At 59.4% G+C, this 12936-nt stretch carries 12 protein-coding genes; 4 read left to right on the top strand and 8 right to left on the bottom strand.

Annotation, left to right across the window (positions count from 1 at the left end; translation table 11 throughout):
• Positions 1 to 128 precede the first annotated feature (128 nt).
• Complete coding sequence (locus ACI2JR_RS11945; RefSeq protein ID WP_462478636.1) at positions 129 to 590, top strand: YehR family lipoprotein; 462 nt, start codon at positions 129 to 131, stop codon at positions 588 to 590.
• 144 nt (positions 591 to 734) lie between these two features.
• Here the strand turns inward: ACI2JR_RS11945 and ACI2JR_RS11940 are convergent, their stop codons facing one another.
• Genes ACI2JR_RS11940 through ACI2JR_RS11930 form a run of 3 tightly spaced genes read right to left on the bottom strand, consistent with a single transcriptional unit; the run spans position 735 to position 3657 of the window.
• A complete protein-coding gene (locus tag ACI2JR_RS11940) occupies positions 735 to 1202 on the bottom strand; it encodes a DUF1456 family protein (protein WP_462478635.1) in 468 nt (155 codons plus the stop codon).
• A 53-nt stretch (positions 1203 to 1255) separates the two neighbouring features.
• Positions 1256 to 1975, bottom strand: coding sequence for a two-component system response regulator BtsR (gene btsR / locus ACI2JR_RS11935; protein WP_132725398.1), 720 nt, complete (start codon positions 1973 to 1975; stop codon positions 1256 to 1258).
• The gene (locus ACI2JR_RS11930) at positions 1969 to 3657 is read right to left on the bottom strand and encodes a sensor histidine kinase (protein WP_132725400.1); all 1689 of its coding nucleotides are present in this window, start codon (positions 3655 to 3657) and stop codon (positions 1969 to 1971) included. Before ACI2JR_RS11930 ends, btsR begins: the two co-directional genes overlap by 7 nt.
• 210 nt (positions 3658 to 3867) lie before the next feature.
• Between ACI2JR_RS11930 and ACI2JR_RS11925 the strand changes: the two genes are divergently transcribed.
• Both ACI2JR_RS11925 and ACI2JR_RS11920 read left to right on the top strand, forming a co-directional pair.
• The gene (locus tag ACI2JR_RS11925) at positions 3868 to 4599 is read left to right on the top strand and encodes a MerR family transcriptional regulator (protein ID WP_462478634.1); all 732 of its coding nucleotides are present in this window, start codon (positions 3868 to 3870) and stop codon (positions 4597 to 4599) included.
• Between the two features lie 59 nt (positions 4600 to 4658).
• Positions 4659 to 4772, top strand: a complete 114-nt coding sequence (locus tag ACI2JR_RS11920) for a protein YohO (RefSeq protein WP_071844955.1) — start codon at positions 4659 to 4661, stop codon at positions 4770 to 4772.
• Here ACI2JR_RS11920 and ACI2JR_RS11915 read toward each other — a convergent pair.
• From ACI2JR_RS11915 to bglX, 5 genes are all read right to left on the bottom strand, one after another.
• The gene (locus tag ACI2JR_RS11915) at positions 4747 to 5484 is read right to left on the bottom strand and encodes an ABC transporter permease (RefSeq protein ID WP_462478633.1); all 738 of its coding nucleotides are present in this window, start codon (positions 5482 to 5484) and stop codon (positions 4747 to 4749) included. The genes ACI2JR_RS11920 and ACI2JR_RS11915 overlap by 26 nt on opposite strands.
• Positions 5468 to 6415, bottom strand: a complete 948-nt coding sequence (locus ACI2JR_RS11910) for an ABC transporter ATP-binding protein (protein ID WP_462478632.1) — start codon at positions 6413 to 6415, stop codon at positions 5468 to 5470. The genes ACI2JR_RS11915 and ACI2JR_RS11910 overlap by 17 nt, the downstream gene beginning before the upstream one ends.
• On the bottom strand, positions 6408 to 7565 hold the full coding sequence (locus ACI2JR_RS11905) for an ABC transporter permease (protein ID WP_462478631.1): 1158 nt from the start codon (positions 7563 to 7565) through the stop codon (positions 6408 to 6410). Before ACI2JR_RS11905 ends, ACI2JR_RS11910 begins: the two co-directional genes overlap by 8 nt.
• A gap of 7 nt (positions 7566 to 7572) precedes the next feature.
• On the bottom strand, positions 7573 to 8490 hold the full coding sequence (locus ACI2JR_RS11900; RefSeq protein WP_462478630.1) for an ABC transporter substrate-binding protein: 918 nt from the start codon (positions 8488 to 8490) through the stop codon (positions 7573 to 7575).
• A gap of 182 nt (positions 8491 to 8672) precedes the next feature.
• On the bottom strand, positions 8673 to 10970 hold the full coding sequence (gene bglX / locus ACI2JR_RS11895; protein ID WP_462478629.1) for a beta-glucosidase BglX: 2298 nt from the start codon (positions 10968 to 10970) through the stop codon (positions 8673 to 8675).
• 193 nt (positions 10971 to 11163) lie between these two features.
• On the opposite strand from bglX, the gene dld reads away from it, so the two are divergent.
• Positions 11164 to 12909 carry a D-lactate dehydrogenase gene (gene dld / locus ACI2JR_RS11890; protein WP_132725411.1) on the top strand — a complete coding sequence of 582 codons (1746 nt, stop codon included), beginning with the start codon at positions 11164 to 11166 and terminating at the stop codon, positions 12907 to 12909.
• The last annotated feature ends 27 nt before the right edge of the window (positions 12910 to 12936 follow it).

The following is a 12936-nucleotide window of genomic DNA, read 5'->3' as shown; positions in this document are numbered from 1 at the left end:
ATCTATTCATTCCGATTCTCACTCCCCTACCTTTTCTGCGCGTTGCGCGCGACGGCAATCGTGATAATAATCAATCGGCATACCGTCTGATAAACGGTACTCCACTCATGACCAACATAAGGACTGTGATGAAACTTTACCGCAAGCTGGCGGCCGCTGTGGCGGTCTCCCTGCTGGTTGTCGGCCTCTCGGGCTGCGATAACCAAAAAGAAGAGAGCAAAACCTTCACCCGCACCGCCAACGGCGTCGATCTGAGTTTTACCTACCATTACGCGGGTGACAAAGTGCTGCGTCAGGATGCGAATAATACCATCCCCTATAAGAGCATCGGCGCCGCCAGTAAAGAACAGGCGCAGGCCTTGATCGAGCCGATGAGCAACGTTTATCACCATGTAAAAGGTGTAGAACAGCGCATCGATTATCAGGACAGCTATGCTCTGGAGCATCTCAGCGTTGATTTTACCCAGGCTCAGATTAGCGAACTGTGTAAGCTGCCGGGGTCGATGTTCACCAACTGCGCGCTCAAGGATATCTCGATGGCGGAGTCAGAAAAATTGCTCAAAGAGCAGGGGTTCCAGGAAGTGAAATAGCGCGCGGAGTATTCCCGGGTCGCGGCGTAAACGCCTTACCCGGGCTACACGGGGACAAAAAAATTGCGGCTGTCGCCGCCCGGCGCGGTCGTTGGAGCCCGGCTCAGCCAGGCGCCAGCCGGGACAGTTCAACGGGCGGCAAATTCAGGGCCTGGCGTGGATACGCTCGGTCAGCCCGCGGAGGAAATAGCGCAGGAACTGGTCGCCGCATTCGCGGAAATTCTTATGCTCCGGCGCGCGCATCATGGCGGTGATTTCCGGCATCGAGACGCGGAACTTCTGCTGGGTCAGGATGGCGAGAATATCATCGGTCTTCAGAGAGAAAGCGATACGCAGCTTTTTCAGCACGATATTGTTATTCACCCGGCGCTCAACCGCCAGCGGCGGCGCGGACTCATCTTTACCGCGTTTGTCATAAATCAGGCCATTGAGGAAAAGCGACAACATAATGTCCGGGCAGCGCTGAAAGCCCTCTTCATCTTCCTTTTTCAGCCACGGTACCAGCTGCTCTGCGCTGACGACGGCTTCGCCCAGCGCAAAAATACGCACCAGGTCGTTATTGTTAGTTTTCAGGGTGTAGCGCAGGCTACGTAGGATATCGTTACTGATCATAATGCCTTCATGATGAAAAATGCTGGCGCTAAGTCTATCACGATTCCGCCGTTTTACAGACCAATCGCCTCTTTCAGACTTTTTAAGTAACGACGGCTGACCGGCACCGTTTGTCCGGCCCGCATCAGCAGTTCCGCCTGGCCGTTTTCTTCGAGACGAATCTCTTTCAGGTGCGCCATATTCACCAGATACTGGCGGTGGCAGCGCAGCAGCGGCGTCCGGCTTTCGAGGGTGCGCAGGGTTAGTTCGGTGAATCCTTCCTTCCCTTCGCGATCGGTGACGTAAATCCCGCTCATCCGGCTGCTGACAAAGGCCACATCCTCCATCTGCAGCAGCCAGATGCGGCTATGGCCGGTACAGGGAATATATTTCAGCGCCTGCTGGGTATCGTCGAGCAGCGAGATATCCTGCAGGCTGCGCTCCTGGCGCAGGCGCGCCAGGGTTTTCTCCAGCCGCTTTGCTTCAATCGGTTTCAGCAAATAATCAAAGGCATGCTCTTCGAAGGCCTTCACCGCATACTCATCGAAAGCGGTGAGAAACACGATGTAAGGCCGATGTTCAGGATCGAGCATCCCGACCATTTCCAGCCCGCTGATGCGCGGCATCTGGATGTCGAGAAACAGCACGTCGGGGCGCAGCTTATGCACCGCGCCGATGGCTTCCACCGCGTTGGCGCATTCACCGACGATTTCGATATCGCTGGCTGACTCCAGCAAAACCCGCAAATTTTCTCGTGCCAGCGGTTCATCATCAACTATCAACACTTTTAACACGCATTCTCCTCCAGAGGCAGTCGCAGCGTGACGCGGGTAAAGCACTCCGCCTCACAGGTGACGGTAATGCCGCAGTCGGCGCCGAAGCGCGCCCGTAAACGCCTGTCCACCAGGCTCATTCCCAGCCCGCTGGCGTTGGGATTGTCCTGGTACAGTCCGGCATTATCTTCGATATCTAACTGCAGCCAGCGCTGGTGCTGGCTGGCGCGAATGGTAATTTCCCCCACGCCGAGATGCTGCGAGGTGCCGTGCTTAATCGCATTTTCCACAATCGGTTGCAGGGTAAACGCCGGCAGCTGATGGTGGGCCAGCGCGTCGGGCACCAGCATCTGAATCTGCAGATTGGCCTGGAAACGCGCTTTCTCAATCTGCAGATAGGCGTTCACATGTTCAATCTCATCCGCCAGGGTGACAATCTCCGACGGCCGTTTCAGGTTCTTACGGAAGAACGTCGACAGGTACTGCACCAGCTGCCCGGCCTGATCGCTGTCGCGGCGAATCACCGCTTTCAGGGTATTTAAGGCATTAAACAGGAAATGGGGGTTCACCTGGGCGTGCAGCAGTTTAATCTCCGACTGGGTCAGCAGCGCCTTTTGCCGCTCGTACTGCCCGGCGAGAATTTGCGCCGACAGCAGCTGGGCAATCCCTTCCCCCAGCGTGCGGTTGATAGAACTGAACAGGCGATTTTTGGCTTCATATAACTTAATGGTGCCGATGACCCGCTGGTTCTCGCCGCGCAGCGGGATCACCAGCGTCGACCCCAGCTTACAGTTGGGGTGAATCGAGCAGCGGTAAGGCACTTCATTACCGTCGGCGTAGACCACCTCCCCGCTATCAATCGCCTTTTGCGTATAGGACGAGGAGATCGGTTTGCCGGGCAGATGATGATCGTCGCCGATCCCGGTAAACGCTAACAGCTTGTTGCGGTCGGTTATCGCCACCGCGCCAATGTCCAGTTCCTGAATCAGAACCTGCGCCACCTTCATGCTGTTCTCTTCGTTAAACCCCTGGCGCAGGATCCCCTCCGTCGAAGCCGCAACCTTAAGCGCGGTGGCGGAAAAGGCCGAGGTGTATTTCTCGAACATCGCCCGCTTATCCAGCAGGATGCGCATAAACAGCGCCGCGCCGACGGTATTGGTCACCATCATCGGCGCGGCGATGCTTTGCACCAGGTGCAGCGCGTCGGCAAACGGGCGGGCGATCAGCAGAATAATCATCATCTGCACCAGCTCGGCAAAGAAGGTAATCGCGCCGGCGGTGAGCGGGCTGAAGACTTTATCCGGCCGTCCGCGCTTCACCAGCACGCTGTGCACCAGACCGCCAAGCAGCCCTTCGACAATTGTGGAAACCATGCAGCTTAATGCCGTCATGCCGCCGAGGGAGTAGCGATGCAGCCCGCCGGTGAGCCCCACCAGGCCGCCCACCACCGGGCCACCGAGCAGGCCGCCCATCACCGCGCCGATGGCGCGGGTATTGGCGATCGAGTCTTCGATATGCAGACCAAAGTAGGTCCCCATAATGCAGAAAATGGAGAAAGTGACATAGCACAGCAGCTTGTGCGGCAGGCGGACGGTGACCTGCATTAAGGGGATGAACAGCCGCGTCTTGCTCATCAGCCACGCGATGACCAAAAACACGCACATCTGCTGAAGCAGCAGCAACACCAGATCGAACTCGTACATACCCGCAGACCACGCTTCACTCGAAAGCGCGTAACATACACTGCCGGGTCCAAACTTTCTTTGAAGCACTACAAGAAAATCGCAAATGATGGTCACGATCACATTTATTGCCTGCGTCCCGGCGCCGTAAAGCACAAAAAACGAGCAAATATTTTACCTTCGGCAAACAGCTTCTACAGTTATAAGGGGAGCATCTGCGGGAGGGGATAAATGGCGCTTTATACGATCGGTGAAGTGGCTCAGCTCTGTGACATCAACCCCGTAACGTTACGCGCCTGGCAACGGCGCTATGGGCTACTCAAACCTCAGCGCACCGACGGCGGCCACCGTCTGTTTAACGAGCAGGAAATCGACCGCATCCGCGAAATTAAACGCTGGATTGATTCCGGGGTTCAGGTCAGTAAAGTCAAAACGCTGCTCAACGACGACGATCGTCAGGAGGAAGGTGGCTGGCGGGAACAGCAGGAGATCCTGCTGGCCTATCTCCACGACGGCAGCTACCATCGTTTACGCCTGTGGATCAAAGAGCGCAACCATAGTTACTCCGCGCAAACCCTGGTCAATCATCTGTTTGTTCCCCTGCGCCATCGCCTGCTCAGCCCTCAGCCGACGCTTATCGCGCTGCGCAGCATCCTCGACGGGATCCTCATCAGCCATATTGCGCACAGCCTCTCCAGCGCCTGGAAACGCCCGGGCAGCCACGCGCTGGTGGTCGGCTGGAACGTCAACGATACCACGCGGCTCTGGCTGGAAGGCTGGATTGCCTGTGAACAGGGCTGGCGGGTGGATATCCTCCCCCACTCGCTGGCGCAGATTCGCCCCGATCTTTTCCCCGACAGCACCCTACTGGTATGGTGCGGTGAAAACCCTAGCCCGGCTCAGCAGGAGCAGCTGCAGGCCTGGCAGCAGCAGGGGCAGGTGATCTGGCTAAATAGCAATTAATGTTTCATTAACACCTGAGCTTCACCGTATAATCCCTGCGTTAACATCAGGAGCCTATTATGAAGCCAGCGAAAATCGCGGTGATTACCCTTTTCTTATTTATGGCCATCGGTGGGATTAGCGGCGTGATGCTGGCCGGTTATTCCTTCATTGTTCGCGGCGGTGTCGGCTGATCCACTGGTTCAGCCGTTCAAACCCGCGATCGACGATAATCGCCGCCAGCGCCACCAGCAGCGCCCCTTGCAGCACATAGGCGGTGTTGAATCCGCTCAGGCCGATCACAATCGGCGTGCCGAGCGTGTTAGCTCCCACCGTTGAAGCAATAGTCGCGGTGCCGATATTGACGATCGTCGAAGTCCGAATGCCGGCCAGCATCACCGGTGCGGCCAGCGGCAGTTCCACTTTGACCAACCTCTGCCCGTCAGTCATCCCCATTCCCTGGGCGATACTCAGCACGCCTGGCGGTACCGCGCTCAGCCCGGCCAGCGTCCCCTGCAGTACCGGCAGCACCCCGTAGAGCGCCAGCGCGATCAGCGCGGGCTGCCAGCCAAATCCCATGACCGGTACGGCAATCGCCAGCACCGCCACCGGCGGAAAGGTTTGCCCCATCGCGGCAATGGTCTCCACCAGCGGACGAAACTCACGGCCTGCGGGACGCGTCACCGCGACTCCGGCGCCCACGCCAACCACCGTCGCCGCCAGGCTGGAAAGCCCTACCAGCCAGCAGTGGGCGAGAGTCAGCGAAAGAAAGCTTTCCTGCTGATAGACCGGGCGCGGCAGTTCGGGAAACAGGGCGCTGAAGAGCGGCGCGCTGTACGGCAGCGCCAGCAGGATGGCGATAAACAGCGCCAGCAGCCACAGCAGCGGATCACACAGTACTCTCACGCCGGACCTCCTCGCCCAACAGGTCGGCAAAATGCAGCGTCCCGCACGCTTCCCCCTGTTCATCCACCACCGGCAGCACTTCACGGCGCTGGGCGACAAACTGCGATAGCGCCTCGCGCAGGGTCATCGCCACGTTTAAGCTATCCCCGGCCAGCCGTTCGTCGCGGCGCAGATAGTCCCCGACGCCGCGCAGCGACAACAGCCGGACGCCCAGCTCGCTGCGGCCAAAGAAGGTCTGGACAAAGCCGTTGGCGGGTTCGAGCAGCATCTGCAGCGGCGCTCCCTGCTGCACCACCTCGCCGCCGTCCATCAGCACCAGATGGTCGGCCAGCCGCAGCGCTTCATCAATATCATGGGTTACCAGCACGATGGTACGCCCCAGCAGACGATGGATGCGGATCATCTCCTGCTGCAATGCTTCGCGGGTAACCGGGTCAAGGGCGCCGAACGGTTCGTCCATCAGCAGCACCTCCGGGTTTGCCGCCAGCGCCCGCGCCACCCCGACGCGCTGCTGCTGGCCGCCGGAAAGCTGGTGCGGATAGCGCGCCCGCAGCGTCGGTTCCAGCCCCAGCAGCGCCATCAGCTCATCAACGCGCGCGTCGATTTTCTGCCGGGGCCACTTTTGCAGCTGCGGGACGGTGGCGATATTCTGCGCCACCGTCCAGTGCGGAAACAGGCCAATGGACTGAATGGCATACCCCATCCGCCGTCGCAGAGCCAGCACCGGCTGCTGGCGAATATCCTGCCCGGCGAAACGGATCGTGCCGCCGTCATGCTCGACCAGCCGGTTGATCATCTTCAGCGTGGTCGATTTGCCCGAACCGGAGGTGCCGATAAGGACCGAGAATGCCCCCTCACGCAGGTGCAGGTTGAGATTTTTCACCGCCGGTAAGCCGGCAAAAGATTTAGTGACGCCGTCAAATTCAATCACCCGCCTCTCCTTTCAGGAATGCGCTCCAGAGCACAAACAGCGCATCGATCGCCACCGCAAGCGCAATCGTGGGGATCACCCCAAGCAGCACCAGATCCAGCGCGCTGCTTAACAGCCCCTGGAATACCAGCGCGCCAAATCCCCCGGCGCCGATCAAGGCCGCCACCACCGCCATGCCGACGGTTTGCACGCTCACCACCCGCAGACTGCGCAGCAGGACCGGTAGCGCCAGCGGCAGCTGCACGTTGTAGAACCGCTGAGCGCCGCTCATCCCCATTGCCGCCGCGCTCTCCAGCGCTTCACGCGGCACCTGCTGCAGCCCGGTCACCACCCCGCGCACCAGCGGCAGCAGGGCATACAGCACCAGCGCAATGAGCGCTGGCGTCATCCCGGTACCGGACACGCCGATCGCCGCCAGCTCGGGAAAATGGCGGGCGAGGCCGGCCAGCGGCGCGATCAGCAGGCCAAAGAGCGCGACCGAGGGAATGGTTTGAATAATATTGAGAAAGGTAAACACCGGCGCCTGCCAGCGCGGCCGGCGCCAGAGACCGATGCCCACCGGCAGGCCGATCAGCAGCCCCGGCAGCAGCGTGCCGAACAGCAGGATCACATGCTGGCGCAGGGCGTCATCGAACACCTCCTGACGGTTGGCGTACTCTTTCAACAGCGAGAGCTGATCCAGCGCGCCGGTCGCTAATAGCGCGCACGGAAGCAGCCAGATCTGCGCATTGAGCAGCCAGCGCCAGAGCGCCCGCGGGGTCAGGCGGCGGATAGCATCGCTGGCCATCAGCAGACACAGCGCCAGCGCCAGCCACAGGCCGCTCCCCGGCGAGGTACGCGCCAGCGGAGAACCGCTTTGCGCCAGCTGTACCGCCGCCTGCCCTGCCCCCCAGAACAACAGCGCCAGCAGCACATCGGCGCACAGAAAGGTCAGCAGAAGCGGCAGGCGACCGGGGCGCCAGCTGAGGATCAGCAGCAGTAGCGCCCCGCCGGCCTGCGCCGCCGTCAGCCACGGCCAGACCTGCCAAAGCCAGCGCCCTTCTCCGGACAGCAGGCGATTAGGCGCATAGTTGACGAAGGGTAACGCCACCACCAGCAGCAGTAAGCAGGCCAGCAGTAGCGATACGCGGTTATAACAACGAATAGCCACGGATAATCTACTTCAACAGCCCTTTTTGCTGCAGATAATCTGCGGCAACTTTTTTCGCATCCAGCCCTTCCACCGCAATACTGGCATTCAGCTGTTGCAGCGTTTTTTCATTGAGGCTGGCGAAGACCGGCTGCAGCCACTGCGCCATCTGCGGGTAGGCTTTCAGCACCGCCTCGCGCACCACCGGCGTCGGGGCGTAAATCGGCTGTACGCCCTGCGGATCGCTGAGCGTTTGCAGCCCCAGCGCCGCCACCGGCCCGTCGGTACCGTAGGCCATCGCCGCGTTGACGCCGGACGTTTGCTGCGCCGCCGCCTTGATGGTCACCGCCGTATCGCCGCCCGCCAGCGACAGCAGCTGGCTTTGATTCAGCTTGAAGTTGTAAGCCTTTTCAAAGGCCGGTAGCGCATCCGGGCGTTCGATAAATTCGGCGGAGGCCGCGAGCTTGAAGGTGCCGCCGTTTTGCAGATAGCGGCTAAGATCGGCCAGCGAAGTCAGATGATTTTTTTCCGCCAGCTCCTGACGCACGGCAATGGTCCAGGTATTGTTGGCCGGGGCGGGCGTCAGCCAGATAAGCTGATTCTTTTCGGCATCCAGCTTTTTGACCTTCTCATACCCCTGCTGCGCGTTTTTCCATGCCGGATCGTTCTCCTCTTTAAAGAAGAAAGCGCCGTTGCCGGTATATTCTGGATAGATGTCGAGTTCACCCGCCGTAATCGCCCCGCGCACCACCGGCGTGGTGCCCAGCTGGACCTTGTTGACGGTTTTCACCCCGTGACTCTCCAGCACCTGCAAAATAATATTGCCCAGCAGCGCCCCTTCAGTATCGATTTTTGAGCCCACTTTTACCGGCTCCGCCGCCTGCAGCGGCAGGCTTACCAGGGCAGCCAGCGCCAGCGCCCCGGTCAATTTTGTCGCAATCATCATCCTGCTTCCCTCATTATTTTGCGCTCCGTTTACAGGAGCTTAAGACAAAAGCGTAGTTCATCTGGCGGGATTTCGCGGCTCCGATGTCCGCAGAGAGAGGTAAGGAAGCCAGCCCCCCAGTCAGCACAACGCTGCCGGGGGGCTGGCGGGCGGCGGCGCGGCGGCCTCACCCGGGTGATGGATTACAGCAGTTCAAATTCGCTCTGCTTCACGCGGGCGGAATCAACGCCGATAAAGACGTTGAATTTACCCGGCTCGGCGTCGTACTTCATTTTCTGATTCCAGAACTTCAGCGCATCAATCTCAATCGGGAAAGTGACGGTTTGCGTCTCTCCCGGTTTGAGGGTCACGCGCCTGAAGCCGCGCAGCATTTTCACCGGACGGCTCATCGAGGCGGTCACATCCTGCAGATAGAGCTGAATCACCGTCGCCCCTTCGCGTTTACCGGTGTTGGTCACCTGCACGCTGGCGGTGACGCTGCCGTCTCGCGGCATGGTCGGCGCCGACATCTTCACGTCGGAGACGCTAAAGGTGGTGTAGCTCAGGCCGTAGCCAAACGGATACAGCGGGCCGTTGGCCTCATCGAAATAGCGGGAAGTGTATTTATTCGGTTTGTCGGCGTTGTACGGACGGCCGGTATTCAGGTGGCTGTAGTACACCGGGATCTGCCCCACCGAGCGCGGGAACGACATCGGCAGTTTCCCGGACGGGTTGGCGTCGCCAAACAGCACATCGGCAATGGCGTTGCCGCCTTCAGTACCGGCAAACCAGGTCTCCAGCATCGCGTCAGCCTGCTGGTCTTCTTGCACCAGCGCCAGCGGACGACCGTTCATCAGCACCAGCACCAGCGGTTTACCGGTGGCTTTCAGGGCGCTAATCAAATCTCGTTGGCTCTGCGGGAGGGTAATGTCGGTCCGGCTGGAGGCTTCATGGGCCATGCCCTGCGCCTCGCCGACCACGGCGACCACCACGTCGGACCGCTTCGCCGCCGCCACCGCTTCGTCGATCATCGCCTGCGGCGAACGCGGGTCAACCTGCACCGCTTTCTCATACAGATTAAGGAAATCAACAATGCCTTTATCATTGGTAACGTTAGCGCCGCGGGCATAAATCACTTTACCTTTGTCGCCCAACGCATCTTTAATACCGCTCAGCACCGTCACCGACTGATCCGCCACGCCCGCCGCCGACCAGCTGCCCATCATGTCGCGCTTGCTGTCGGCCAGCGGCCCGATCACCGCAATGGTGCCCGATTTTTTCAGCGGCAGCGTCTCGAGACGGTTCTTCAGCAGCACCAGGCTTTGCTGCGCGACTTCGCGCGCTTCTTTGCGATGCAGACGGCTTTCGGCGTTGGTATCCTGCGGGTCAGATCCCTTCGGCCCGAGGTGGCTGTACGGATCGTTAAACAGCCCCATATCATATTTGACGTTCAGGACGTGACGCGTCGCATCATCCAGCTCGGCCATCGTCACTTTGCCGGATTTGACCAGCCCCGGCAGATACTTGCTGTAGTACTCGTCGCTCATGCTCATGTTGATGCCCGACTTCAGCGCCACCCGCACCGCGTCTTGCGGATCGGATGCGACGCCGTGTTTGATCAGCTCTTTGATCGCGCCGTGGTCGGAAACGGTGATGCCTTTGAAGCCCCAGTCATCGCGCAGGACCTCTTTCAGCAGCCAGGCGTCGGAGGTGGTCGGCGTGCCGTTGAGCGAGTTCAGGGCGACCATCACCGCGCCGCTCCCGGCATCGAGACCCGCTTTATAGGGCGGCATATAGTCGTTGAACAGGCGTTGCGGGCTCATATCGACGGTGTTGTACTCTTTCCCGCCCTCCACCGCGCCGTAGGCGGCAAAGTGCTTCACGCTGGTCATCACCGAGTAACGATCCGCCGGGCTCTTGCCCTGCATCGACTCAACCATCGCCTGCCCCATCATGGTGGTCAGGTAGGTATCTTCGCCAAAGCCTTCCGACGCGCGGCCCCAGCGCGGATCGCGGGAGACATCCACCATCGGCGCCCAGGTCATATTGAGGCCGTCGTCGGCGGCTTCATAGGCCGAAATGCGGCCCACGGTATTCACCGCGTCGAGGTTAAACGAGGAGGCCAGGCCAAGGCTTATCGGAAATACGGTACGCTGACCATGGATCACGTCATAGGCGAAAAACAGGGGGATTTTCAAACGGCTGAGCTGCATGACCTGGTCCTGCATCACGCGGATATCCGGGCGGGTCACGGTATTAAAGATCGCCCCGACCTGCCCGTCTTTGATCATCTCGCGGATCGCTTCTTTCGGGTTATCCGGGCCGACGCTAATCAGCCTTAGCTGACCGATTTTTTCATCGACGGTCATTTTCTTCAGCAGTTCGCTGACGAACGCGTCTCGCGCCTGCGGCGTTAAGGGGTGGTTGCCGAACAGTTCATCCGCCAGCGCGGGTTGCAGCGCCAGACTCACGGCGACGCCTATAGTGCAGAGCCATTTCATTGTTATCTCTCTTCTCTCAGGCCGGGATTACGGCAAAACATAATAAAAACCGCAGTTTGCCATATATATAAACAAGACGCCTGCAGAATGCTAAGGTTCTTCTCTGATTTTTCGAAACATTGATGCCCACAATTGTCATACAAAGCGTTATGCTTAATCCTGATATTTTCGCTACCACCACAAGGAGTGGATCATGTCATCTGCAACACCATCGAATAATCCTGATTTTCTGGCGGAACTGGCAAGACTGGTTGGCTCCTCCCATCTGTTAACCGACCCGGCCAAAACGCAGCGTTATCGTAAGGGTTTCCGCTCCGGCCAGGGCGATGCTCTGGCGGTCGTTTTCCCGGGAACCCTGCTGGAACTTTGGCGCGTGCTGAGCGCCTGCGTCGACGCCGATAAAATCATTTTGATGCAGGCGGCAAACACCGGTCTGACCGAAGGCTCGACGCCCAGCGGCAATGATTATGACCGCGACATCGTGATCATCAGCACTTTGCGCCTCGATAAACTGCACCTGCTGGATAAAGGCGAACAGGTGCTGGCGTTCCCTGGCACCACGCTCTATTCGCTGGAAAAAGCGCTGAAACCGTTCGGCCGCGAGCCGCATTCGGTGATCGGCTCTTCCTGCATCGGCGCGTCGGTGATCGGCGGGATCTGCAACAACTCCGGCGGTTCGCTGGTGCAACGCGGCCCGGCCTACACCGAGATGTCGCTGTTCGCGCAGATTGACGAACACGGCAAGCTGCGGCTGGTTAACCATCTCGGTATTGACCTCGGCACCACGCCGGAACAGATCCTCAGCCGTCTCGACGACGATCGTATTAAAGATGAAGATGTGCAGCACGACGGTCGTCACGCCCATGACCATGATTACGTCACCCGCGTGCGCGACGTCAATGCCGATACCCCGGCGCGCTACAACGCCGACCCGGATCGCCTGTTTGAATCCTCCGGCTGCGCCGGCAAGCTGGCGGTTTTCGCCGCGCGTCTGGACACCTTTCCGGCGGAAAAGCGCCAGCAGGTCTTTTACATCGGCACCAATCAACCCGCGGTGCTGACGGAAATCCGTCGCCATATTCTCGCTGAATTTGCGCATCTGCCGGTGGCGGGCGAGTATATGCACCGCGATATTTACGATATCGCCGAACGCTACGGCAAAGACACCTTCCTGATGATCGATAAGCTCGGCACCGACAAAATGCCGTTCTTCTTCACCATGAAAGGCCGTACCGACGCCATGCTGGAGAAAGTGTCGCTGTTTAAGCCCCACTTTACCGACCGCTTCATGCAAAAGCTGGGGCACGTCTTCCCGGCGCACCTGCCGGAGCGCATGAAAAGCTGGCGCGATAAGTATGAGCATCACCTGCTGCTGAAAATGGCGGGCGATGGCATCGAAGAAGCTCAGGCATGGCTGACGGAATACTTCCGCGATGCCGAGGGCGATTTCTTTGCCTGCACGCCGGAAGAAGGCAGCAAGGCGTTTCTTCACCGCTTCGCCGCCGCGGGGGCCGCCATTCGTTACCAGGCTGTTCATGCCGATGAGGTGGAAGATATTCTGGCGCTGGATATCGCCCTGCGCCGCAACGACAGCGAATGGTTCGAGCATCTGCCGCCCGAGATCGACAGCCAGCTGGTCTATAAGCTCTACTATGGCCACTTTATGTGCCATGTCTTCCACCAGGATTACATCGTCAAGAAAGGGGTCGATGCCCACGCGTTGAAAGAGCAAATGCTGGCGCTGCTGAACGAACGCGGCGCGCAATACCCCGCCGAGCATAACGTCGGCCACCTGTATGAAGCGCCGGATAGCTTAAAACAGTTCTACCGTCAGAACGACCCGACCAACAGCATGAACCCAGGCCTCGGCAAAACCAGTAAGCACAAGTACTGGGGAGAGCGTCAGCAGAGCGAGAGCGACGTCCCTGAGCAGCAATAATCCAGGGTGACGCGGAGAGGGATTCTG

Origin of the sequence: Klebsiella sp. NPDC088457 (assembly GCF_044900465.1) — a bacterium.
Lineage (GTDB): Bacteria > Pseudomonadota > Gammaproteobacteria > Enterobacterales > Enterobacteriaceae > Klebsiella.
This window is presented reverse-complemented; position numbering and strand designations above follow the sequence as displayed.

Bases quoted from the DNA above. Each gene is read 5' to 3' on its own strand.
- ACI2JR_RS11930 (WP_132725400.1), bottom strand. From the start codon at position 3,657: ATGTACGAGTTCGATCTGGTGTTGCTGCTGCTTCAGCAGATGTGCGTG.
- bglX (WP_462478629.1), bottom strand. From the start codon at position 10,970: ATGAAATGGCTCTGCACTATAGGCGTCGCCGTGAGTCTGGCGCTGCAA.
- ACI2JR_RS11925 (WP_462478634.1), top strand. From the start codon at position 3,868: ATGGCGCTTTATACGATCGGTGAAGTGGCTCAGCTCTGTGACATCAAC.
- ACI2JR_RS11920 (WP_071844955.1), top strand. From the start codon at position 4,659: ATGAAGCCAGCGAAAATCGCGGTGATTACCCTTTTCTTATTTATGGCC.
- dld (WP_132725411.1), top strand. From the start codon at position 11,164: ATGTCATCTGCAACACCATCGAATAATCCTGATTTTCTGGCGGAACTG.
- ACI2JR_RS11945 (WP_462478636.1), top strand. From the start codon at position 129: ATGAAACTTTACCGCAAGCTGGCGGCCGCTGTGGCGGTCTCCCTGCTG.
- ACI2JR_RS11900 (WP_462478630.1), bottom strand. From the start codon at position 8,490: ATGATGATTGCGACAAAATTGACCGGGGCGCTGGCGCTGGCTGCCCTG.
- ACI2JR_RS11940 (WP_462478635.1), bottom strand. From the start codon at position 1,202: ATGATCAGTAACGATATCCTACGTAGCCTGCGCTACACCCTGAAAACT.